This is a genomic window from Burkholderia sp. IT-111MI5, assembly GCF_949752865.1.
GTDB classification, from domain to species: Bacteria; Pseudomonadota; Gammaproteobacteria; order Burkholderiales; family Burkholderiaceae; genus Burkholderia; species Burkholderia pyrrocinia_C.
The window spans coordinates 436,153-458,025 of record NZ_CATKIF010000044.1; the positions used below are offsets into that span (position 1 = coordinate 436,153).

The following is a 21,873-nucleotide window of genomic DNA, read 5'->3' on the forward strand; positions in this document are numbered from 1 at the left end:
CGATCCGAGGAGACTTGATCATGGGAAACGACTTTCGCAAGGCAACACGAGCGGAAAAATCGCAGCGCGTATGGGAGGGCGACGACGTCGGCCTTCGACAGTATGTGCGGCGCGTCTACAACTATATGGCCGGAGGCCTGGCGCTGACGGGCGCCACTGCCTACATCGGCGCGTCGACGGGGTTTTACCGCTCGATCGCCGGAACGCCCCTGTTCTGGGTCGTGCTGCTCGCACCGCTGGCGCTGGTCATGTTCCTGAGCTTCCGCATCGAGCACATCAGTTTCGGCGCGGCGCAGATCAGTTTCTGGGCCTACGCAGCGCTGGTCGGGCTCTCCCTTTCCGGCATCTTCCTCGTGTATACGGGCGAGAGCATTGCACGCGTATTCTTCATCAGCGCGGCCACCTTCGGCGCAACGAGCCTCTATGGCTACTCGACACGGGCCGATCTCTCACGCTTCGGCTCCTTTCTGTTCATGGGGCTGATCGGCATCATCATCGCGGGGGTCGTGAATCTCTTCCTGGCTTCCTCGGCGCTGCAGTTCGTCGTTTCAGTGATCGGCGTGCTCGTGTTCACGGGGCTCACCGCATACGACACGCAACGCATCAAGCGCCTCTACATAGCGGGCGAAGAGGGCGAGATCGTCGGCAAGAAGGCGATCCTGGGGGCGCTTGCGCTCTATCTCGACTTTCTCAACCTTTTCCTGATGCTGATGCGGCTCCTCGGCAACCGCCGCAGCTAGGCGAACAGTTGCGGATCGGGAGCGGGAGCGCCGCGGAAAGCCGGCGGGATCACCTCCGGTGCAAGCAGGGGCAGATTCCTGTCCAACCCGCGCGCTTGTGACAGGAATTTACGTCGACCTTGTTCGCCCCCGACAAACGCAACCTCAATAGCGGCTCGGATCTTTCACCAGCAGCCCGTCGGGCTTCCATCTTCCGGAGTCAAGTGTCCCCAAAAGCATCGTGCGTGCGGGAGGCCCCTCCGGATCGTTGTAGTGAACGACGCTATGCTGGATGCCGGTAATGACGATCACATGACCCGGTTCATCCAGAAAATGACCCGCAGCCCAGATCGGACCGGAGTCCGTCAGTACCGCGGCGAGCCACTCCGGGGTGATCTTGTCGGGCTGATCAAGCGGCACGAGTCCTTCAGCGGCGCATAACTCAAGGATCCTTGCCTCGGGGAGCCCCCGGTCCGCCTGCCATAGCTTCGGAATGCCCCGGCGCGGTCCAGGGCGGAAGTAGTACGAAACCATGCACGCCGCGGCATACCAGCACGCGTTTTTCACCTCTTTGGAACCTGACTTGGTCATCTTCACGCCGCTCTGATCGACCAGTCCAACGTTTAGTCTGACGTCTACCATTTCGGGTCTCGAAGCATGATGAATCTATAAGAGTAGGAAGAGTCGGGCTCGGGGACAACCATCCCGGCAGATCATGGCGATCCGTTCCATTGCAGCCATCGAAGCCTCCGGCGCTGGGTTGCCGGCGCGGGCTATGGCGCGAGTGGGCCGTGCAACGACTTTAGGGGTCAGATATCGTTCCGCGATTTAATTTCGATAATTCACATTATGTCAAATATGATATTCACCCGAAAACCCAACTGAAATCACCGCCAGACAACGCCGCAATCGCGCCTCTCCGGTCGCCCGCCGCCGTTCTTTTTCCCGACCGAACGCCGAACCTCCAACTCGACATCAAGGACACACGGCAACTCGCGACGACCCTCGAAGCCGTCGTCGTCCCAACCAGCCACAACAACCGCCCGCAACCACCAGCATCAGGACGACATCATCCCCTGCATCTTGTGCGAGAAATGCGCGCGCTCGGCCGTCTCCATCAGCGCCAGGAATTCGTCCTGCGTCATGTGGATCAGCGCTTCGTGGTCGCCGGCCTCGAAATAGACTTCCGGCTGCTGCGCGAGGCGCTCCTCGAGGAACGTCTTCATCCCGTACGCCATGCAGACCGGCGGCAGCGCGCCCATGTCGCAATCCTTGAACAGTTCGCGCAATTCGACCTCCCGGGCGAGCACGAGATGGCGGCCCGTCTTCACCCAGAGATCCGACAGGCGCACGGCGTGCGTCGTCGGCAACACGGCGGCGACGTAGCCCTCGTCGTCCTCGAGGAGCACGGTTTTCGCGAGGCGATCGCCGGGAATATGCGCGGCGGCGGCCGTCTCCATGCTCGTATGGCTATAAGGGTGGTACACGACTTCGTACCGCGATGACTTCTGGCGCAGGCAATCCTGCAGGGTGGCTGACACGGACATGGCACACCTCGTCTGACGAATCGAGCGAACGGCGTTCGCACCGGATTCGTTCAGCATAGTTCGCATTCGGGCCGATGGAAATCACCGCCTCGCCCCAACGTCATTCGGGCTCCAACCCAGGTTCCAACCCCTTTTCGCGCAGCCATTCGCGGTTGAAAAGCCGCGCGCGATAGATGTCGCCGCGATCGCACAGCAAGGTCACGATCGTGTGTCCCGGGCCCATCCGGCGGGCCAGCCAGACCGCCGCCGCGACGTTGATGCCGCTCGATCCGCCGACGTACAGCCCTTCTTCGCGCAGCAGCCGGTAGACCATCTTCACGCACTGCGTATCGTCGATCCGCACGGCGTCATCGATCGGCGCGCCGGCGAGATTCGCGGTGACGCGCGTCGAGCCGATGCCTTCGGTGATCGAGTTGCCTTCGGCGCCGAGATCGCCCGTTTTCACGTAACCGTAGAGCCCGCTGCCGTGGGGATCGGCCAGTACGATCCGGACCTCCGGATTCTGCTCCTTCAGGTAGCGGCTCACGCCCGCCAGCGTGCCGCCCGTGCCGGTCGCGCAGACGAATGCATCGACCGTGCCCGCCGTGTCGCGCCAGATTTCCGGCCCGGTCGTCTCGTAGTGAGCCTGCCGGTTGACGACGTTGTCGAACTGGTTGGCCCATACCGCGTTGTCGAGTTCGTCCGCGAGCCGCCCGGCAATCTTCTGATAGTTGTTCGGGTCGCGGTACGGCGCCGCCGGCACCGGGCGCACGTCGGCGCCGAGTGTGCGCAGGATCGCCATCTTGTCCGGCGATTGCGTGTCGGGAATCACGATCACGCAGCGATAACCGCGTGCCGCGCAGATATGCGCAAGGCCGATGCCCGTGTTGCCCGCCGTGCCCTCGACGACGGTGCCGCCCGGCTTCAGTGCGCCGCGCAGCTCGGCGTCGCGGATGATGTAGAGCGCCGCGCGATCCTTCACCGAGCCGCCCGGATTCATGAATTCCGCCTTGCCGAGGATCTCGCAGCCCGTTTCCGCGCTGAGCTTCGCCAGCCGGATCAACGGTGTGCGACCCACGCAGTCGACGAAGCCTTGTCGCACGTCCATTTCGCCCTCCTTTGCATTCGCGCTCGCGCGCCATACACAACGAAGGATAGGACGCGCCCGCCGCTTTCGGCGCCGGCCGCCGCGTACTAAGCTTGGAGAGCCCATTGCGGCGCGCGCGCCGCATCGCCAGACGAGGTCCGCCATGCTGCAATTGCAAACCGTCGCCGTCGACAAGCCCGAGGCCATGAATTTCATCCTCGGCCAGTCGCATTTCATCAAGTCCGTCGAGGACATCCACGAGACGCTGGTCGGCACCGTGCCCGGCATCCGTTTCGGGCTCGCGTTCTGCGAGGCATCGGGCAAGCGGCTCGTGCGCCGTTCCGGCACCGATGCGGAGCTCGTCGAACTCGCGTGCCGCAACGCCCTCGCAATCGGCGCCGGTCACGCTTTCATCGTGTTCCTCGGCGACGGTTTCTATCCGGTCAACGTGCTCAATGCGATCAAGGCCGTGCCGGAGGTCTGCCGGATCTACTGCGCGACCGCGAACCCGACCGACGTGATCGTCGCGGAAACCGCGCAAGGACGCGGGATCGTCGGCGTCGTCGACGGCTTTCCGCCGCTCGGCATCGAGAACGACGACGACGTGCGCTGGCGCAAGGATCTGCTGCGCACGATCGGATACAAGGCGTAGCGTGGGCCGCCGGGGCGGACGGATCATGATCGCGCCTTCCCTGCCGGGGCCCGTCCTGCAGACTCCGCTGCATCAAAGGCGCGGTCGCGGTCGGGATTTCGGGGCGTAGGAAAACCGGACCGTTAGTTGCATTTCTGAAGGCGAAGGTACGCTTCCGCTTGCGTCGCGCCACTGCCGCCCGGCTGTCCTATACTGGCCGCAGCAGACCGACCGACGGCCGCGCCGACACACCGGCCACGGCCGCCGATTCTTCCCGGAGCAACGCATGCATTACCAGCTGATTTACGAACTCGTCGACGATTACCTGTCCCGTCGCGAGCCGTTCCGCGCCCAGCATCTCGCGCTCGCGCAGGCCGCGACCGAGCGCGGCGAACTCGTGCTCGCCGGCGCGCTGTCGGACCCGGCCGATCAGGCCGTGCTCGTGTTCGAAGGCGATTCGCCGGAAGCGGCCGAGTCGTTCGCGCGCGCCGATCCGTACGTGCAGAACGGCCTCGTGAAATCCTGGCGCGTGCGCCCGTGGCGCGTCGTGGTCGGCAAGCACGCGCCGCGCTAGACGCGCGAGGCTACAGCCACCCTGCCCGCTTGAAGCGCCACCACAGCGCGAGATCGGCCGCGACCATCACCGCAATGCAGCCGTAGAAGCCGTATTTCAGGTGCAACTCGGGCATGTTCGCGAAGTTCATCCCGTAGATGCCGGCAATCATCGTCGGAATCGCGAACAACGCCGCGAACGAGCCGAGCCGCTTGGTCACCTCGTTCTCGGCGAGCGAGATCATTCCGAGGTTGACCTGGATCGCCGTCACGACCATCTCGCGCCGCCCTTCGATCGTCTTCACGATCCGCTGCAGATGGTCGTACACGTCGCGGAAGTAATGCTCCATCCCGCTGCATATCTGCGGGATGCGTCCGCCCGTGAGCTTCGCGAGCGGCTCGATCAGCGGCGCCGTGTGCTGATGCAGCATCACGAGGCGGCGCTTCAGCGAATAGAGATCCTCGATGATCGCGCGCGACGACGCGGGCGTGGCCTTCGTGAAGATGCGGTCCTCGAGTTCCTCGAGTTCGGCGCCGAGCGTTTCGAGGATCGGGAAATAGCGGTCGACGACCTGGTCCATCAGCGCATAGAACACGAACGCCGAGCCTTCCTGCAGCAGATGCGGCTCGCGCTCGCAGCGCTTGCGCACGTCGCGGAAGTCCTGCTCGGTGTGGTTGCGGATCGACAGCACATAGTTCGGGCCGACGAACACGTTCAGCTCGCCGACCTTGAGTTCGCCGTCGCCGTCGAGCTCGACCATATGCAGCACCGCGAACAGCGAATCGCCGTACTCCTCGATCTTCGGCCGCTGATGCCCCTTGCGGGCATCCTCGAGCGCGAGTTCGTGCAGCCCGAACTCCTCGCCCATCAGGTCGATTTCGTCGGGCGTCGGATCCTTCAGCGCGACCCACACGAAGCACTCGGGCTTCGACACGTAGTCGCTGATGGCGTCGATATCGATGTCGGCCAGCTTGCGGCCGTCCTGGTATGCAGCACAGTTGATCAGCATGTTGTCGGTGATGTTGCGGTTTACGCATCAGTTTACCGGTTTGCTACGCGGTCGGCCCGGCTTGCGCGGCACACCGATATTGGTCATGATCGGGCTGCGTGCACCGCAGCACGCGCACCAACGCACTTCGGCACGTACGCCGCACGGCCGTGCGGCCCAACCGTCAAGGAGACAGACCCATGTGGTATTTCTCGTGGATACTCGGCATCGGCGTGGCACTCGGCTTCGGCATCATCAACGCGATGTGGCTGGAAGCGGAAGTGTTCTCGCGCGGCGACAAGCGCAGCGACACGTCGAGCCAGGGGTCGGGGAGCAAATATTCGTGACGCACCTGGTGTTCTTCTGCGGTCACGCCGGCACCGGCAAGACCACGCTCGCGAAGCGGCTCATCGGGCCGCTGATGCGCGCGACCGGCGAAGCTTTCTGCCTGCTCGACAAGGACACGCTGTACGGCCGCTACAGCTCGGCCGCGATGGGCGCGCTCACCGACGATCCGAACGACCGCGACAGCCCGCTCTATCTGAAGCATCTGCGCGATCCCGAATACCACGGCCTGCTCGACACGGCCCGTGAAAATCTTGCGCTCGGCATCAGCGCGATCGTCGTCGGCCCGCTGTCGCGCGAAGTGCGCGACCGGCGCATCCTCGACCGCGCGTGGCTCGGCATCGCGCCCGACGTCACGCTGACGGTCGTCTGGGTCCACACGTCGGAAGACGTCGCGCACGCGCGGATCGTCGCGCGTGGCAACCCGAACGACGCGTACAAGCTCGCACACTGGGACGAATACCGGCAGCGCCGCTTCGTACCGACCGGCCACGAATGCGACGGCATCGTGATGTTCGATAACACCGCACCGTCCGACGCGGACGTCGACGCATTGCTGTACCGCATCGTGCCGCCCGCGCCCGCCGCGACGATCGTGCCACCGCTGCCGGCCTGACCGGCACCGGCGCCCTTCTCTCTCCCCCCAAAAAAACAACGCCGGAAGCGCTGCTGCGCTCCCGGCGTCGTACGGCCCTCGTGCCTGAGACTGGCGGGTGGTCAGGCCACCGCGTGCACGCGCTCCATCGTGCCGCCTTCGTACAGCTTGCCGAAGCGGTTCGACAGGAACGCCTTCAGCGACACCTTTTCCTGCGGGATGAAACCGCTCTGCGGCAGCTTCTTCTCGCGGAACAGATCCAGCACCGCGCACATCGCGCCGGCCGTCGTGATCTGGATCGCGCTCATGTGCATCCCGCACACGTCCTTCGCAAAGATCTTGCGCGTGAACACGTCCTGCACGAGCTGGCCGTCCTTCACGCCCGTCACCGTGACGAACACGAGCACGACGTCCTGCTTCGTCGACGGCACCGCGCGGCGCATGATCGACTTCAGCGTGTCGCGGTCGGTCGACAGGCGCAGGTCCTCGAGCAGGAACTGGACGAGCTCGCGGTGGCCCGGGTAGCGCACCGACTTGTAGTCGAGCGTCTCGACCTTGCCCGACAACGTCTCGCACAGCGTGCCCAGGCCGCCCGACGTGTTGAACGCTTCGTATTCGGTGCCGTCGAGCGAGAAGTGCTCGAGGCCTTCGAGCGGCTGCACCCACTGCTTGCGGCCGTCGCGGATCGCTTCGCACGGCTGGCAGTATTCGTTGATCAGGCCGTCGACGCTCCACGTCAGGTTGTACTTCAACGCGTTGGTCGGATACTCGGGCAGCGCGCCGACGCGCATCTTCACGTCGCGCACTTCGCTGAAGCCGTTCACGAGTTCATGCGCGGCGATGCCGATGAAGCCCGGCGCGAGGCCGCATTGCGGCATGAACGCACGGTCCGAACCGTCGGCCAGTTCGCGGATCGCGTGGGTCGCGCGCACGTCTTCGGTCAGGTCGAAGTAATGGACGCCGGCAGCCTTCGCGGCGGCGGCGACGTTGACCGCGAGGTAATAAGGCAGCGCGTTGACGAGCGCGTCGAAGCCCTTCACTGCTTCGCGAATCGCGTTCGCGTCGGCCGAATCGACCCGTTGCGTCGCAATGCCTTCGCGCGACAGCTTTGCGAGCGCATCCGCATCGCGGTCGAACGCGACGACTTCGTAGTCGCCCGTTTCACGCAGCATGTGAGCAATGGTGTGGCCGATCAGACCTGCGCCGACGATGGCGATTTTCATGCGCTTATCTCCTGATGATGGGTTGCTGTTGTGGACGGCGTTGAGCCATGAACACAGTTTAGGGACGCGCAAAATCAGTTCCAAGACGAAGAATGATGCGAAACGACCGATAATTTCGACGAAATGACGATTCGTTTCGTCCAAACGACCAAATCATCTAAAAATCGCGTATAGCTCGTGCCGCAAGCGGACCGTTACGGCCTGCGTTCTCGAAGGCGGAAAGAAGGAGGAACGACGCGCACTCGTCATGTGCGGAAATGCGCAAGAGAATGCGGCATGGATGCGTCGAACGACGCGTGGAAACGGCCGTCTGGGCCGTCTGCGCCCCTGCGGAACATCGGGCACGGCGGTGTCGAATACGTGGAGTCGCGTGCACTCGGCGCGCACGAATATGCTCGCCGATCACGCAGATATCTGTGCGGAATACTCGACTGCGACATCGAATGCGATGTCGCGAGGTGCGCATCAGCCGCCGATCGTCCCGCGATCGATCTTGCGCGAAAGAATGATCGACGTCGTCGTGCGTTCGACGCCTTCGAGCGTGCCGATCTGGTCGAGCAGGTCGTTGAGCCGTTCGGGCGAATCGGCGCGCAGCCACGCGACGTAGTCGTACTCGCCGCTCACCGCACACAGCAACTGCACTTCGGGCATCCGGTCGAGCTTGCGCAACACGTCCTTGCCGAACTTCGGCGTGAGGATGATGCCGACATACGCGTAAATGCTCGCGTCGAGCACGTCCTGCCCGAGCCGGACGCTGTAGCCGGCGATCACGTTGGTGCGTTCGAGCCGCGCGATGCGTGCGACGACCGTCGTGCGCGCGACGTCGAGCTGGCGCGCGAGATCCGCGACGCTTGCACGCGCATCGGCTTGCAGCAGCGCGACGAGTTGCCGGTCGAGATCGTCGAGTTGGTCGAGGCGGGGTGGACGCATGAGGCCGGGCCGGCACGCGCCGGCTAAGTGGAAGGTGACGCGATGATAGCGCCGAACGCCGGTACGCCCAAACGGCATCGCACGACTGCTCAATCGCGCGCCGTCATGCGGTCGCGCTGCCTTGTCGGTGCGCAACGACCGCACCCGAATCGCGCTCTCGCTTGCCGAGCCCGTCGCCGGTACGTGCCGGACCATCGCCAGCCCCGCGCCGATCCGCCATGTCCCTTTCAATTTCGATTCGTATCGGATGTAAGCAAGTGTCGCATTCACTACCGCGCTGCACGCAACGTGCTACTAATAATGTGCGACGCGAGATGCGTGCTTGCGGCAATTGCCGCCGCGCCCGCTCGCAAGACACCACCCCGGAGAGCCAACCATGAAGAAAATCTCGCTCACCCTCGCTACGCTCGCCGTTGCAGCCAGCGCGTTCGCGCAAACCCCGGCGCAGCCGCAAGCGCCCGCTCCGGCCACGACGGCTGCGGCCGCAGCATCGGCCCCGAGCGCCGAGCAGCGCGCGGCACGCCACGAAGCGCGCGTCGAGCAGCGCATCAAGTACCTGCACGACCAGTTGAAGATCACGTCGGCGCAGGAACCGCAATGGAAGACGTTCGCCGACACGATGCGCGACAACGGCGAAACGATGGGCCGCCTCTATCGCGACCGGATGGCCAAGCACGACGTCTCCGCGCTCGACGACATGAAGCAGTATGCGGAACTGTCGCAGGCGAACGCCGACGGCGCGAAAAAGCTCTCCGACGCATTCGCGCCGCTCTACGCGAGCTTCCCGGCCGAGCAGAAGGCGCTGGCCGACACGACGTTCCGCAGCTGGCTGAACCATGGCGGCGAGCACCGCGGCAAGGGCAAGACGAAGGCCAAGGAAGGCAAGGCGGCAGCCGCGCCGGCCGCAAGCGCACCCGCGCAACCCTGACGCCCTCCCCGCCGGCGCCGAGCTGCCCGTTACGGGCCGAACGGCGCCGCGCGTCCTGCCGGCGATCGGCGCGTCACACGGCGCGCCGAATTCGGGATAAGCTCCCGGCTTTTCCCGCACTTCCTCGCCATGCTCGAACTCAAGCACATCGATCTGCGTACCGACCCGCAGGCCCGTCGCGTCGTCAAGGACGAAACCGTCGCCGTTTCATTCGCGGACGCAGACGGCGAACTGATGAGCCTCGAAGGCCCGAACCGCTATGTCGCGGGCGACGCGCTGATCACGGGCTCGACCGGCGACCGCTGGGTCGTGTCGCGCGCGCGCTTCGACGCCAAATACCTGCCCGCCGATCCGGCACTCGCGCACGGCGCACCGGGCGCCTACCGGAACCGGCCGGCCGTCGTGCTCGCACGCCGGATGGACGAGCCGTTTACGATCGCCCGCTCGGAAAACGGCGACACGCTGCGCGGTGTCGCCGGCGACTGGGTAATGCAGTACGCACCCGGCGATTACGGCGTCGTGCAGGCGCAGCGCTTCGCACAGGTCTACCGCGACGCGTAATCCACCGCGCCGGCATGAAGCCGGCGCGCATGCTCACGCAAAGTCTTCGTCGAGTTCGAGTTCCGCGCTGCGCTCGACGGCCTCGCCGGCCGCGTGGCGCTCCTCGAGCGACCCGAGCATCGCTTCCGTATACGCATGCAGCACCGCATGGCTGCGCGCGCGCTGCATCGGCTTGAGCGCGAGATAACGCGCGAGCGCGGCCGGCACGATGCGGATATCGAGCGTCATCCGCTTCGGCGTCGCGCCGAAACGCATCGCGAGCCAGTGCACGGACAGGAACCGCCCGCGCTCGTCGCTGCTTTCGGCGAAGCGCGTCTGCTCCGGAAAGAGATCGCAGATCACGCGCGCGAGCGCGTCGAATTCGGCGCTCCGGCATTCGATCAGATAGTCGTCCATCCCGTCTCTCCCGTCAGGCAGCCGTACGCGGCGGCCGGCACGTCTTCACCATCACGACGACCAGGATCGCGGCCAGCACGAAATACGCAGCCTCGACCCATGCGGCCGGCAGCACGCGCACCTGGTACAGCAGCGCCGGCGCCGCGGCGAGCGCATGCAGCACGATCGCGAGCGGCAGCACGCCCGCACGGCCGGCGCGCACGCCGCGCCACATCAGCACCGACAGCGCAAGCTGCAGCACGAACGCCGCGCAGCGTTCGAGCAGCAACAGCAGGATCGACTGTGCCGACAGCGTCGCGAGCATCACGTGCAGCCTAACGACGGTATCGCCCGGCAGGTCGGAAAGCTGCGTCTCGAGCTGGCCGCGGCTTGCCAGCCACGCGAGATACGACCACTGGCCCCATACGAGCACGCCGACGAACCACGCTTCGGCGCCGCCGTGGCCGATCCCGTAGCCGATCGCGCGACCGTCGCCGGCCGACGTGCCGTAGCGCCGGTTCAGGAAACGCATCCCGAGATAACGGCCGACTTCCTCGAATACGGCGGTCGCGAGCGCGCTGTATGCGACGAACGCGAGCGGCTGCGTCAGCCAGCCATCCGCCGGCGTCTGGCTCAGCACGAGCCCGTGGAACGCGCGTTCGACGATCATCGCAAACAGCGTGAAGACGGCGACGCCGACGATCGTGTCGCGGCGGTTGAGCGCGAGCGGCTTGCGCAGGAGTCGGAAGAGAACGAGCGGCAGCAGCGCGATGATCAGCGTGGCGGCGATCAGCACCGCCAGCGTGACGGGAGCGACAGTCATGTATTTCCTTGTTCGGGGCAGCGCACCTGGCGCGCTGCGTGCCCCGCATGATACTCAGCTTGCGGTCGACGCGCGCGCGATCAGCTCGCCCGGCAGCATCGCGACGCGCACGTCGCCCGCTGCGCCGTCGATCCGCTCGTGCACGAATTCGACGGCCTTGTAGCCGATTTCGTAGGTCGGCTGACGGATCGTCGTGATGCCGATCAGCTCGGCCCATTCCGGATCGTCGATCGACAGCAGCGCGGCCTTCTGCTGCCACGCGGCGCCGAAACGCGCGCGCAGGTGGCGCGCGATCGCGAGCGCGACCGGCGCGTTCGCGGCGAACAACGCCGCGCGCACGCCGCGCCGCGTCGCATCGTCGATGCGCGTATCGAGGTCGGCGAGTGCCGCCGCGGCCGCGTCCGGCTCGTTCAGGTCGAGCACGACCGTCGCCGGCACCGGCAGCCCGCGCGCGCCCAGCGCCGCGCGGAACGCGGCCTCGCGCAAGCGCCGCGAGCTGACGTGCTCGAACGGCTGCACGACGAAATGGATCGCGTCGAAGCCGTGCTCGATCAGGTGCGCGACCGCCGTCTCGATCGCATCGGCGTTGTCGAGGCCGATCAGGTCGGCCTCGAAGCCCTCGACCGTCCGGTCGACGAGCACGGCCGGGATGCCGGCGCCGCGCAGCGGGCGCAGCACGTCCTCTTCGGCGCCGAGCGCGTTGACGATCAGCCCTTCGACACGGTAGGTCGTGAGCAGCTGCAGGAAGCGGCGCTCCATCTCGACCTCGTTCGCCGCGTGACAGATGAGCGGCATGTAGCCGAGCGCGTGGCACGCGGCCTCGACGCCCTGCAGCACTTCGACGGTGTAAGGATTGGTCAGGTCGGCCGCGAGCATGCCGAGCAGCCGGTTGCGGCCGCGCTTGAGCCCGCGCGCCATCTGGTTCGGCCGGTAGTTGAGGCGCGCGATCGCCGCCTCGATCCGCTGGCGCAGATCGACGGACAGCACATGCGTTTCGCCGTTCAGGTAGCGCGAAACGCTGGTCTTGCCCGTGCCTGCCTCGCGTGCGACATCGCTGATCGTCGCCGGACGCGGCGTGGAAGGATGCGAATCGGTCACTGTCGTGCCTCACGACGTACGATCCGTGCCGCTTCGTGAGCGGACGGACCTTTGTTGTTGGAAACGTAAGCCACCCGGCGGACTCCTCTGTCGACCAGCGTTAGCGCTTTAGCGCTTACGCTGGTCCCATGCTTCGCGGTCGACCAGCGTCAGCCCTTCAGCGCTTACGCTGGTCCCATGCGTCGCGGTCGACCAGCGTCAGCCCTTCAGCGCTTACGCTGGTCCCATGCGTCGCGGTCGATCGGCGCCGGCGCATCGGCGCCCGCTCCAGTCACGTGCAAAAGCAGTCGGCCGCACCGGACCTGGCGCGGATGCCCGTCGCCGGACGCCGCCGGCAGCATTGCCGGGCCGTCGATGCGACAAGCGGGCGATCATAACGCAGCCAGCCCTCCGGCACCAAGACCATCGCCTCTAACGGCACCGGCACCCCGCCGGCCGGCTGTCGCCCTGTTACCCGACGCGGCTCAGGCCCGCGCGAGCGCATCCGGATTGACGAGATTCGCGCGCAGCGTGCCGGCCAGCGCGCCGACCAGGTTTTCCGCGGCGCAGCGCGCCATCGCGTGGCGCGTCTCGTGCGTCGCCGAGCCGATATGCGGCAGCGCGACGACATTCTTCATCTGCAGCAGCGGCGAATCCGCCGGCAGCGGCTCCTTCTCGAACACGTCGAGCCCCGCACCGCGGATCGTGCCCGCGCGCAGCGCGTCGACCAGCGCTGCTTCGTCGACGACGGGCCCGCGCGACGCATTGATCAGGATTGCACCGCGCTTCATCTTCGCGAATTCGGCCGCGCCGATCAGGTGGTGCGTTTCCGGCGACAGCGGCACCTGCAGGCACACGAAATCCGACTGCGCGAGCAGTTCGTCGAGCGTCACGCGCCGCGCGCCGTACTGCGTCTCGGCTTCGGCATGCGCGGACCGGTTCGCGTACAGCACCTGCATCCGGAAGCCGAGCGCCGCGCGGCGCGCGACCGCGCCGCCGATCCGCCCGAGCCCGACGATGCCGAGCGTCTTGCCCTGCACGTCGGTGCCGTACAGGTCCGGGCCGATGCTGCGATGCCAGTGGCCGGCCTTCACCCACTCGGCCAGCTCGACCACGCGTCGCGCGGACGCCAGGATCAGCGAAAACACCGTATCGGCGGTCGACTCGGTCAGCACGTCCGGCGTATGCGCGAGCACGATCCCGCGCCGCGTGAGATCCGCGACGTCGAAGTTGTCGTAGCCGACCGAGATCGTCGACCAGGCCTTCAGCCGCGGTGCGCGGTCGAGCATCTGCGGCGTGACCTTCAGGCTCGCGCCGATCGCGCCGTCCGCGTTGCCGAGCGCATCGGCGAGCGCGTCGGCGCCGTCGGCCTGCACGACGTCCGCATGCTCGCGCAGGTACGCGAGAACGTCATCGGGCAGCGGCTTGTACGCGACGATACGAGGCTTCATCAGTTTCATTTTCCTTGCAGCGGCGCGGCGAGCGGATGCGCATCGCGCGCCTGGGGTTTGACGGACAGCGTGAGGATCACCGCGGCGACGAGCGCGGCGCTCATGAACGCGTACGACGCGACGGGCGACCCAGTCGCGCCGTTCAGGTAGCCGACGAAGTACGAGCCGACGAACGAACCGAGCGCGCCCATGCTGTTGATCAACGCCATCGCGCCGCCGGCGACGTTCTTCGGCAGCAGCTCCGGCACGATCGCAAAGAACGGGCCGTACGGCGCGTACATCGCCGCGCCCGCGACCACCAGCAGCGCATACGAGATCCAGAAATGCGACGAGCCGAGCGCATACGACGCGGCAAACGCGGCCGCGCCGATCAGCAGGAACGGCCATACGAAGCCGCGGCGCGAGCCGACCTTGTCGGACGCCCACGAGGCGGCGAGCATCGCGATCGTCGCCGCAAGATACGGCAGCGCGGACAGCCAGCCGGTCGCGACCATCCCGAGGTCGGAGCCGTTCTTGACGATCGACGGCAGCCACAGCACGAAGCCGTACACGCCGATGCTCCAGCAGAAATACTGCGCGCACAGCTTGATCACGGCCGGCGAGCGGAACGCCTCGCCATAGTTGCGTACGGGCTTGATCGCCGCCTGCTCGGCCGCGAGCGCGGCGTCGAGGTCGCGCTTTTCCTGCGCGGTGAGCCACGGCGAATCGGCCGGCTTGTCCTGCACGAGGAACCACCAGCACACGGCCCAGAGGATGGCCGGCACGCCTTCGGCGATGAACATGTGGCGCCAGCCGAATTCATGCACGAGATAGCCCGACACGATCGACATCCACAGCACGGTGACCGGGTTGCCGAGGATCAGGAACGTGTTCGCGCGCGAGCGCTCGCTCTTCGTGAACCAGTTGCTGATGTAGATCAGCATCGCCGGCATCACGGCCGCCTCGACGACGCCGAGCACGAAGCGGATCGCCATCAGCGACGGGATGTTGCTGACCACGCCGGTGAGCGCCGCGCAAGCGCCCCACAGCACGAGGCTGACGAACACGAGCTTCTTCACGCTGCGGCGTTCCGCATAGATCGCGCCGGGAATCTGGAAGAAGAAATAACCGAGGAAGAACAGCGCGCCGATCAGCGACGACAGGCCCTTGCCGATCCCGAGATCCTGGTTGATGCCGGCCGCAGCCGCGAACCCGTAGTTCGCGCGGTCGAGGTAAGCGAGGCTGTACGTGATGAACACGATCGGCATGATCGTCCACCAGCGTCGGGCTGCGAGATTGGTTGCCATCAGAATGTCTCCTTTGTTGACCGGGCTGGCGCTTCAGCGCTTGGCGGCCGAAACCGGTGCGTCAGCACCGCTCCGGTCGCCTGCTTTGCCGTCCGGTCTCACGCAAAGCGGTGCTTGATGCACGAAATGAATCCGCGGATTGTGCCGTGTTCGGCCTCTCATTGCGCGGTGACGGTTTCCTCTAAGCGATCGGCGCGATTGCTGACATTTTCGAGCCGGTCGAGTGCTTCGCGCGTCGGCAAGCCTTCCGAATCGCCGATCACCTGGATCGCAAGCGCGCCGATCCGGTTGCCGCGCGCGACGGCCTGTTCGACGCTGCGGCCTTCCAGCAGCGCGCTGACCACGCCGACCGCGAAGCCGTCGCCGGCGCCGACCGTGTCGACGACGCGTTCGACGCGCTCGCCCGCGACCGTGCCTTCGCGGCCGTCGGCCGTCCGGAAGTACGCGCCTTGCTCGCCGAGCTTGATCACGACGCCGCGCGCGCCTTGCGCGAGATAGAAGCCCGCGATGTCGGCCGGCGTGTCGTGCCCGGTGAGCTGCCGCCCCTCGGCGAGGCCCGGCAGCACCCAGTCGGCGAGCGTCGCGAGCGCGTTCAGCGTCTTCGCCATCACGTCGGCGGACGGCCACAGCGTCGGGCGCAGGTTCGGGTCGAACGAGATCGTCTTGCCGGCCGCGCGCATCTCGCGCGCAAGCTGGAACGCGAGTTCGCACGACGTCGCGGAGATCGCCGGCGCGACACCCGTCAGGTGCAGGTGGCGCGCACCGAGCACGTAGTCGGCCACGTAGTCGTCGCACGACAGGTGGCTTGCGGCCGAGCCCTTGCGGAAATATTCGACGGTCGGATCGCTGCCGTCGTCGTTGCGCGACTTCAGCTGGAAACCGGTCGGGTAACGCGGATCGACGGTCACGCACGACGCGTCGATGCCTTCGCGTGCGAGCGTGTCGAGCACGTAGCCGCCGAATGAATCGCGGCCGACGCGGCTCATCCAGCCGACCCTGTAGCCGAGCCGCGACAGGCCGATCGCGACGTTCAGGTCGGCGCCCGCGATCCGCTTCGTGAATTGCGCCGCATGCGCGAGATGGCCGGGCTCGGTCGCGACGAACATCGCCATCGCCTCGCCGTAGGTCACGACATCGAGTGCTGCTTTCATGAGTGAACTCCTCAGGATCCTTCTGCCGTCACGCCGTTGCAAGCCAAGCGACGCGCCGGCATGCATCGCCCGCCAGGTCGGCCGCGTCGAACGGAAACTCGATGCCGCGCGGCGCATGTTGCGGCAGCACCGCGAGCACGCCCGTCACGAGCGGGTCGTTCGGCGCCGGCGCGGCCGCGAAACGGCGCGCGCCCTCGCCGGCGACCGCCTTGCAATGAATGTATTCCACATGCGGCGCGAGCATCTGCGCGCAGTCGAGCGGCGCTTCTCCCGGCCACTGCCAGTTGCCGATGTCGAACGTCATCCCGAGCGCATCGGGCATGCCCGCCGCGGCCAGTGCGTCGAACAGCCCGCGGAATTGCGCGAGCGCGCCGCCGACCGGAAGCTGGCCGTTCTCGACCACCACGCGGGCACGCGCGCCGCGCGACAGCGCGACGATGTCGGCAGCGTGCGCGTCGCCTGCAAAACCGCCGAGCTGGAATTTCACGAAACGCGCGCCGAGCGCGTCGGCTTCCGCGAGCGCGTCGCGCAATGCGTCGGCATCGAGCGCGCCCGTTTCCGTGTACAGCGTGGCCGGCGTCGAATAGACCGACCACAGCCCGTGGCCGGCCAGTTGCGCGCCGAGCGCGGCCAGCGCACCGGGCGTCGTGTCGTCGTCCGATACGAACAGCTCGCGCCTCACCTCGAAACCGGTCGCACCGGATGCCGCCGCGGTCGCGACGAATGCGCTGTGGCCCTCCTGACGCACGCGGTCCATCCCGAATGCGCTCGCCACGATCACGATGTCTGCCATTTTGCCCTTTTTTACCGGAATGGAACCGGTTCCATTTGCTTGAGACGGATGGTGCGCTTCGCTTCGAACGCACGCCATAGAGGAAATCCCTAGGGCCGGGCGCCACGCGAACGCGCGTCCGCCGGCGTGCATCGCACGTTTCCGGGCGGACTTCGGCCGCTCAGGCGAGGTCCTGCGCGAGACTCATTTCAAGGAACTGCGCGGCAACCCGCGACGGCGCGCCGCCATGCGGCACGAGGATGGAGAAATGACGCGTGAGCGGCGCGGGCGCCAGCGAGCGCAGCACGAGCGCCGCATCCTGGTGACGCAGCGACATCGCGGACACGAACCCGACGCCCATCCCGGCACGCACGGCCTCCTTCACGGCCTCGACGCCCGCGATCTCGAACGCCACGCGCATCGGCGCGCCGCCATGCGCGAACGCCCGCTCGACGAGCTGCCGCACGCCGGAGCCCTCCTCGCGCAGCACGAGCGGATGGGCGGCGAGCGCGGCCAGCGTCACGCCCGCATCGTAGTCGGGCGCGGCCAGCGGATGGTCGGCCGGCACGATCGCGACGATCTCGTCCTCGTGCCACGCATGCACGGCCGTGCCGGGCGGCAGCGCCTCGCCGGGCGGCCCTTCGATCATCGCGATGTCGAGCGACGGCAGCGCGGCGACCACGTCGGCCGTATTGCCGCTCATCGTCTGGATCGCCACGCGCGGCGCGCGCGGCTGGAACGCCGCGATCAGGTACGGCAGCAGATAACTCGCCGGCGTCGTGCTCGCGCCGATCCGCAGCGTGCCGGCCTCGAGGCCGCGCACCGCGTCGCGAAACGCCCGCGCCTGCGCAAACGTGTCGCGCTGCGCCTTCGCGTACTGCGCGAGCTGTTCGCCGACCGGCGTCAGCCGGATGCCGCGGCCGTCGCGCTGGTACAGCGGCTCGCCGAATTCGTCCTGCAGCAGCCGCAACTGGCCCGACACGGCCGGCTGCGACAGATGCAGCGCCACGGCGGCACGGCTGATGTTCAGGTGTTCGGCGACGGCCGCGAACGTTATCAGTTGATCCGGGGTCATGGGGATGAATTATCGGCTTTCCGGATAGTTTACGTCACAAATCACAATTTTTCATATCGATATAACAAAATTAGGATTACAGCATCGCAACACGCTCAACTACGGTGCTCCATGTCCACTGCCCCGACTCCCCATCTCAGCCACGCCGCGCCGTCGATGCGCGGCCAGTTGAACGGCGTGCTGTTCGTCGCGCTGTTCGCCGCCGCCGTCACGAGCCTGTCCGAGCTCCCCGCGATCGCCGGGCTCGGCCTGTCGCCGCTGATCGTCGGCATCGTCGCCGGTGCGCTGTACGGCAATGCGCTGCGCGACGGCATGCCGGCCAGTTGGGCAGCCGGCGTCAATTTCTCCGCGCGCAAGCTGCTGCGCATCGCGGTCGCGTTCTTCGGGTTGCGCGTGAGCCTGCAGGAAATCGCGCAGGTCGGCCTGCCGGGCCTGATGGTCTCGGTGCTGGTCGTCGTCAGCACGCTCGTGATCGGCACCTGGGCCGGCATGAAGCTGATGAAGCTCGACCGCGACGCGGCGCTGCTGACCGCCGCCGGCAGCGCGATCTGCGGCGCGGCCGCCGTGCTCGCGTTCGAGTCGACGCTGCAGTCGAAGCCGCACCAGAGCGCGATGGCCGTGGGTAGCGTCGTGCTGTTCGGCACGCTGTCGATGTTCCTGTACCCGATCGCGTATCACGCCGGGCTGCTGAACCTCGATCCGGCCGGCCTCGGCCTGTTCTTCGGCGGCACGATCCACGAGGTCGCGCAGGTGGTCGGCGCAGCCAGCGACATCAGCCCGCAGGTCGCGCACATCGCGACGATCGTCAAGATGACGCGCGTGATGCTGCTGGTCCCGGTGCTGCTGGTGCTCGGCTGGTGGCTCGCCCGCTCGGCCCGCGCCACGGCCGGCGGTGCGCAAGGCAAGCGCAAGGTGGCGGTGCCCTGGTTCGCGCTCGGCTTCCTCGGCTTCGTGATCGTCAATTCGCTGAACGTGCTGCCCACCGACGTCACGCATACGCTGAACGTGCTCGACACCTTCGCGCTGACGATGGCGATGACCGCGCTCGGCATCGAGACGCGCGTGTCGCAGATCCGCGCAGCCGGCCCCCGCGCACTGGTGACCGGCCTGATCCTGTACGTGTGGCTGATCGCCGGCGGCTACGGGATCACCTGGGCCGTGCAGCACTGGCTTGGCTGAGCCGCCTGTCCGCAGCACTTCGCGCGCCGCGCCCGACGGGATGGTCCCGCGGGCGCGGCGCGGTGCTATGCTTCGCGTCGTTTTCCATCGCCCCCTTTCAGCCGTGCTCTCGTTCCTGCTGAAGCTGCGCACTCGCGCCGAAACGCTGTTCCGCCTGTCGGACGCCCATACGATGCTGATCTGGTCGGCCATCGTCGGCGTCGGCGGCGCCTTCGCCACCATGGCGTTCCGCGAAGGCATCGACCTGATGCAGCGCCTGATCTCCGGGCACAGCGGCAGTTTCGTCCAGATGGCGAAGAGCCTGCCGTGGTACGTGCGGTTCTGGATGCCGGCCGCGGGCGGCTTCCTCGCCGGCTGCGTGCTGCTGCTCGCGACACGCGGCGACAAGCCGTCCGGCAAGACCGACTACATGGAATCCGTCGCGCTCGGCAACGGCATCGTGCCCGTGCGGCAGAGCCTGTGGCGCAGCGTGTCGTCGCTGCTGACGATCGGCAGCGGCGGCTCGATCGGCCGCGAAGGCCCGATGGTGCAGCTCGCGGCGCTCGCCGCGTCGCTCGTCGGCCGCTTCGTGCACTTCGACCCGCCGCGCCTGCGCCTGCTGGTCGCGTGCGGGGCAGCTGCCGGCATCACGTCCGCGTACAACGCGCCGATCGCCGGCGCGTTCTTCGTGTCGGAGATCGTGCTCGGCACGATCGCGATGGAGAGCTTCGGGCCGATGGTCGTCGCGTCGGTCGTCGCGAACATCGTGATGCGCGAATTCGCCGGCTACCGGCCGCCGTACGAAATGCCGGTGTTTCCGGCCGTCACCGGCCCCGAGGTGCTGCTGTTCGTCGTGCTCGGCGCGCTGTGCGGCGTGCTCGCGCCGCAGTTCCTGCACCTGCTCGACGCGTCGAAGAACCAGTTCAAGCGGCTGCCCGTGCCGCTGCCCGTGCGGCTCGCGCTCGGCGGCCTCGTCGTCGGCGTGATCTCGGTGTGGATTCCGGACGTGTGGGGCAACGGCTACAGCGTCGTGAACCACATCCTTCATTCGCCGTGGACCTGGCAGGCGCTCGTCGCGGTACTCGTGTTCAAGGTGATCGCGACCGCCGCGACCGCCGGCTCGGGCGCGATCGGCGGCGTCTTCACGCCGACGCTGTTCGTCGGCGCGGTGTTCGGTTCGCTGTTCGGGCTCGCGATGGAAGCGCTGTGGCCCGGCCATACGTCGGCGTATTTCGCGTATGCGATCGTCGGGATGGGCGCGTTCATGGCGGGCGCCACGCAGGCGCCGCTGATGGCGATCCTGATGATCTTCGAGATGACGCTGAGCTACCAGGTCGTGCTGCCGCTGCTGGTGTCGTGCGTGTTCGCGTATTTCGTCGCGCGCGCGACGGGCACGACGTCGATGTACGAGATCACGCTGCACCACTACCAGGACGCGCAGGAACGGCTGCGGCTGCGCACCACGCAGATGCGCGAGCTGATCCAGCCCGCGCAGACGGTCGTGCCGCTCACCGCGAGCGTCGCCGACATGACGCGCGTGTTTCTCGAATATCCGGTGAAGTATCTGTACGTGACCGACGACGCCGGGCGCTTCCGCGGCGCGGTCGCGCTGAAGGACATCACGTCCGACCTGCTCGACAAGCGCGACACGTCCGACAAGACCGCCGCGCACTACGCGCATACGCCGTTTCCGCTCCTCACGCCCGACATGCCGCTCGCGACGGCTCTCGAACGCTTCATGGCGTTCCAGGGCGAACGGCTGCCGGTGATCGAAAGCGAAGCCGAGCCGACGCTCGCGGGCGTCGTCTACAAGACGTCGCTGCTCGACGCGTACCGGCGGATGACCAGCGAGCGCTGACGCGCACGGTGCGGCTCGCGTCGCACCGCACCGCTTCATCGCATGCAGCCTGCCGCGGGCGAACACGATGCCCGCGAACCCGCTTCCCCGCTCAGTCCGGCGCGCGCCCCAGCACGACCCGTGCGAAGAACCCCGCGAGCACCGATTCGGCCACGTCGGCCGGCACGTGCTGCGGATCGGCCGTGTAGTACGACTGCACGCCATCGCACAGGCACATCAGCCCGAACGCGAGTGTCTCGGCCGGCAGCAGCAGCGGCGTGCCCGAGCGCTCGGCGAAGCGCTGGATGAATTCGGCCATCTGCAGCCGCTTGCCGTGCAGGAACTGGTTGAAGCGCACGCGGAATTTCGCGTCGCGCGCGGCCTGCAGCTTCGCCTCGCCCCACAGCAGCGAGAATTCGTCGTCGCGGAACAGCGTCCGGTAATGCGCGAGCGTCATCGACTCCATCTGTTCGCGCGTCCCGCCCTCGTCGAAGATCGCCTCGAAATCGGCCCGCACCGCCTCATGGTTGCGCTCCAGCAACTCCAGCAGCAGGTCCGACTTGCTGCGGAAATTCGAGTAGAACGCGCCGCGCGTATAGCCGGCCGCGGCCGCGATGTCCTCGACGCTCGCGGCCACATAGCCTTTCTTCAGAAAAATACGATGCGCAGCTTTCAGCAGACGTTCGCGCGTCTGGTCCCTGCTCTGCTCGCGAGTTAAGCGCTGTGGTTTCATGGCGCGCAGTCTAGCACCATTACCCCTTCGGATTCACCTTTGCATTCAG

Annotated in this window: 24 protein-coding genes; 9 read left to right on the forward strand and 15 right to left on the reverse strand. The window is 66.8% G+C overall.

The window, feature by feature from the left end; translation table 11 throughout:
* Nucleotides 1-20: 20 nt before the first annotated feature.
* Nucleotides 21-740 (forward strand): Bax inhibitor-1/YccA family protein, encoded by a 720-nt coding sequence (locus ACM6JT_RS26655; RefSeq protein WP_414857620.1) that lies wholly within the window; start codon nucleotides 21-23, stop codon nucleotides 738-740.
* A 144-nt stretch (nucleotides 741-884) separates the two neighbouring features.
* Here ACM6JT_RS26655 and ACM6JT_RS26660 read toward each other — a convergent pair whose 3' ends face one another.
* From ACM6JT_RS26660 to ACM6JT_RS26670, 3 genes are all read right to left on the reverse strand, one after another.
* The gene (locus tag ACM6JT_RS26660; protein ID WP_105390103.1) at nucleotides 885-1,361 is read right to left on the reverse strand and encodes a papain-like cysteine protease family protein; all 477 of its coding nucleotides are present in this window, start codon (nucleotides 1,359-1,361) and stop codon (nucleotides 885-887) included.
* A gap of 416 nt (nucleotides 1,362-1,777) precedes the next feature.
* Complete coding sequence (locus ACM6JT_RS26665; RefSeq protein ID WP_105392611.1) at nucleotides 1,778-2,266, reverse strand: aminoacyl-tRNA deacylase; 489 nt, start codon at nucleotides 2,264-2,266, stop codon at nucleotides 1,778-1,780.
* Between the two features lie 100 nt (nucleotides 2,267-2,366).
* Nucleotides 2,367-3,353 carry a cysteine synthase A gene (locus ACM6JT_RS26670; RefSeq protein WP_034181376.1) on the reverse strand — a complete coding sequence of 329 codons (987 nt, stop codon included), beginning with the start codon at nucleotides 3,351-3,353 and terminating at the stop codon, nucleotides 2,367-2,369.
* Nucleotides 3,354-3,495: 142 nt separating this feature from the next.
* Here ACM6JT_RS26670 and ACM6JT_RS26675 point away from each other — a divergent pair, with 142 nt between their 5' ends.
* The gene (locus tag ACM6JT_RS26675) at nucleotides 3,496-3,984 is read left to right on the forward strand and encodes an adenosine-specific kinase (protein WP_131948813.1); all 489 of its coding nucleotides are present in this window, start codon (nucleotides 3,496-3,498) and stop codon (nucleotides 3,982-3,984) included.
* A gap of 265 nt (nucleotides 3,985-4,249) precedes the next feature.
* Nucleotides 4,250-4,537, forward strand: coding sequence for a YciI-like protein (locus ACM6JT_RS26680; RefSeq protein WP_034181375.1), 288 nt, complete (start codon nucleotides 4,250-4,252; stop codon nucleotides 4,535-4,537).
* Nucleotides 4,538-4,547: 10 nt separating this feature from the next.
* On the opposite strand, the gene corA is transcribed toward ACM6JT_RS26680, so the two are convergent.
* Nucleotides 4,548-5,525 carry a magnesium/cobalt transporter CorA gene (gene corA, locus ACM6JT_RS26685; RefSeq protein ID WP_034181374.1) on the reverse strand — a complete coding sequence of 326 codons (978 nt, stop codon included), beginning with the start codon at nucleotides 5,523-5,525 and terminating at the stop codon, nucleotides 4,548-4,550.
* Nucleotides 5,526-5,704: 179 nt separating this feature from the next.
* Between corA and cydX the strand changes: the two genes are divergently transcribed.
* Both cydX and ACM6JT_RS26695 read left to right on the forward strand, forming a co-directional pair.
* On the forward strand, nucleotides 5,705-5,851 hold the full coding sequence (gene cydX, locus ACM6JT_RS26690; protein WP_034181373.1) for a cytochrome bd-I oxidase subunit CydX: 147 nt from the start codon (nucleotides 5,705-5,707) through the stop codon (nucleotides 5,849-5,851).
* Nucleotides 5,848-6,465 carry an AAA family ATPase gene (locus tag ACM6JT_RS26695; RefSeq protein ID WP_034181372.1) on the forward strand — a complete coding sequence of 206 codons (618 nt, stop codon included), beginning with the start codon at nucleotides 5,848-5,850 and terminating at the stop codon, nucleotides 6,463-6,465. Before cydX ends, ACM6JT_RS26695 begins: the two co-directional genes overlap by 4 nt.
* Nucleotides 6,466-6,566: 101 nt before the next feature.
* Here the strand turns inward: ACM6JT_RS26695 and ACM6JT_RS26700 are convergent, their stop codons facing one another.
* On the reverse strand, nucleotides 6,567-7,667 hold the full coding sequence (locus tag ACM6JT_RS26700; protein WP_034181371.1) for a saccharopine dehydrogenase family protein: 1,101 nt from the start codon (nucleotides 7,665-7,667) through the stop codon (nucleotides 6,567-6,569).
* Between the two features lie 465 nt (nucleotides 7,668-8,132).
* Nucleotides 8,133-8,597, reverse strand: a complete 465-nt coding sequence (locus ACM6JT_RS26705) for an Lrp/AsnC family transcriptional regulator (protein WP_006481526.1) — start codon at nucleotides 8,595-8,597, stop codon at nucleotides 8,133-8,135.
* A 376-nt stretch (nucleotides 8,598-8,973) separates the two neighbouring features.
* Between ACM6JT_RS26705 and ACM6JT_RS26710 the strand changes: the two genes are divergently transcribed.
* Together ACM6JT_RS26710 and ACM6JT_RS26715 are read left to right on the forward strand one after the other, a co-directional pair.
* Complete coding sequence (locus ACM6JT_RS26710; protein WP_217589560.1) at nucleotides 8,974-9,525, forward strand: Spy/CpxP family protein refolding chaperone; 552 nt, start codon at nucleotides 8,974-8,976, stop codon at nucleotides 9,523-9,525.
* A 129-nt stretch (nucleotides 9,526-9,654) separates the two neighbouring features.
* Nucleotides 9,655-10,086, forward strand: a complete 432-nt coding sequence (locus tag ACM6JT_RS26715) for a PGDYG domain-containing protein (RefSeq protein WP_021160921.1) — start codon at nucleotides 9,655-9,657, stop codon at nucleotides 10,084-10,086.
* Between the two features lie 33 nt (nucleotides 10,087-10,119).
* Here ACM6JT_RS26715 and ACM6JT_RS26720 read toward each other — a convergent pair whose 3' ends face one another.
* The 8 genes from ACM6JT_RS26720 to ACM6JT_RS26755 all read right to left on the reverse strand — a co-directional run bounded on the left by ACM6JT_RS26720 (nucleotide 10,120) and on the right by ACM6JT_RS26755 (nucleotide 18,096).
* Nucleotides 10,120-10,482 (reverse strand): DUF3022 domain-containing protein, encoded by a 363-nt coding sequence (locus ACM6JT_RS26720; protein ID WP_034181369.1) that lies wholly within the window; start codon nucleotides 10,480-10,482, stop codon nucleotides 10,120-10,122.
* Nucleotides 10,483-10,495: 13 nt separating this feature from the next.
* Nucleotides 10,496-11,284 carry a YhfC family intramembrane metalloprotease gene (locus ACM6JT_RS26725; RefSeq protein WP_414857621.1) on the reverse strand — a complete coding sequence of 263 codons (789 nt, stop codon included), beginning with the start codon at nucleotides 11,282-11,284 and terminating at the stop codon, nucleotides 10,496-10,498.
* A gap of 54 nt (nucleotides 11,285-11,338) precedes the next feature.
* Nucleotides 11,339-12,382, reverse strand: a complete 1,044-nt coding sequence (locus ACM6JT_RS26730) for a LacI family DNA-binding transcriptional regulator (protein WP_131948809.1) — start codon at nucleotides 12,380-12,382, stop codon at nucleotides 11,339-11,341.
* 464 nt (nucleotides 12,383-12,846) lie between these two features.
* Complete coding sequence (locus tag ACM6JT_RS26735) at nucleotides 12,847-13,812, reverse strand: NAD(P)-dependent oxidoreductase (RefSeq protein WP_414857622.1); 966 nt, start codon at nucleotides 13,810-13,812, stop codon at nucleotides 12,847-12,849.
* A 5-nt stretch (nucleotides 13,813-13,817) separates the two neighbouring features.
* Nucleotides 13,818-15,098: an MFS transporter gene (locus ACM6JT_RS26740; RefSeq protein ID WP_034181366.1), complete on the reverse strand. Its 1,281-nt coding sequence runs from the start codon at nucleotides 15,096-15,098 to the stop codon at nucleotides 13,818-13,820.
* Between the two features lie 158 nt (nucleotides 15,099-15,256).
* A complete protein-coding gene (locus ACM6JT_RS26745; RefSeq protein WP_407970580.1) occupies nucleotides 15,257-16,249 on the reverse strand; it encodes a sugar kinase in 993 nt (330 codons plus the stop codon).
* Nucleotides 16,250-16,277: 28 nt separating this feature from the next.
* The gene (locus tag ACM6JT_RS26750; RefSeq protein ID WP_175749464.1) at nucleotides 16,278-17,042 is read right to left on the reverse strand and encodes a TIM barrel protein; all 765 of its coding nucleotides are present in this window, start codon (nucleotides 17,040-17,042) and stop codon (nucleotides 16,278-16,280) included.
* Between the two features lie 160 nt (nucleotides 17,043-17,202).
* The gene (locus ACM6JT_RS26755) at nucleotides 17,203-18,096 is read right to left on the reverse strand and encodes a LysR family transcriptional regulator (RefSeq protein ID WP_034181363.1); all 894 of its coding nucleotides are present in this window, start codon (nucleotides 18,094-18,096) and stop codon (nucleotides 17,203-17,205) included.
* A gap of 111 nt (nucleotides 18,097-18,207) precedes the next feature.
* Here ACM6JT_RS26755 and ACM6JT_RS26760 point away from each other — a divergent pair, with 111 nt between their 5' ends.
* Both ACM6JT_RS26760 and ACM6JT_RS26765 read left to right on the forward strand, forming a co-directional pair.
* On the forward strand, nucleotides 18,208-19,275 hold the full coding sequence (locus tag ACM6JT_RS26760) for a YeiH family protein (protein ID WP_175749466.1): 1,068 nt from the start codon (nucleotides 18,208-18,210) through the stop codon (nucleotides 19,273-19,275).
* 103 nt (nucleotides 19,276-19,378) lie between these two features.
* Complete coding sequence (locus ACM6JT_RS26765; RefSeq protein ID WP_414857660.1) at nucleotides 19,379-21,112, forward strand: ClcB-like voltage-gated chloride channel protein; 1,734 nt, start codon at nucleotides 19,379-19,381, stop codon at nucleotides 21,110-21,112.
* 91 nt (nucleotides 21,113-21,203) lie between these two features.
* Here the strand turns inward: ACM6JT_RS26765 and ACM6JT_RS26770 are convergent, their stop codons facing one another.
* Entirely contained in the window at nucleotides 21,204-21,824 is a 621-nt protein-coding gene (locus ACM6JT_RS26770; protein WP_034181360.1) for a TetR/AcrR family transcriptional regulator, read from the reverse strand.
* Nucleotides 21,825-21,873: the final 49 nt, after the last annotated feature.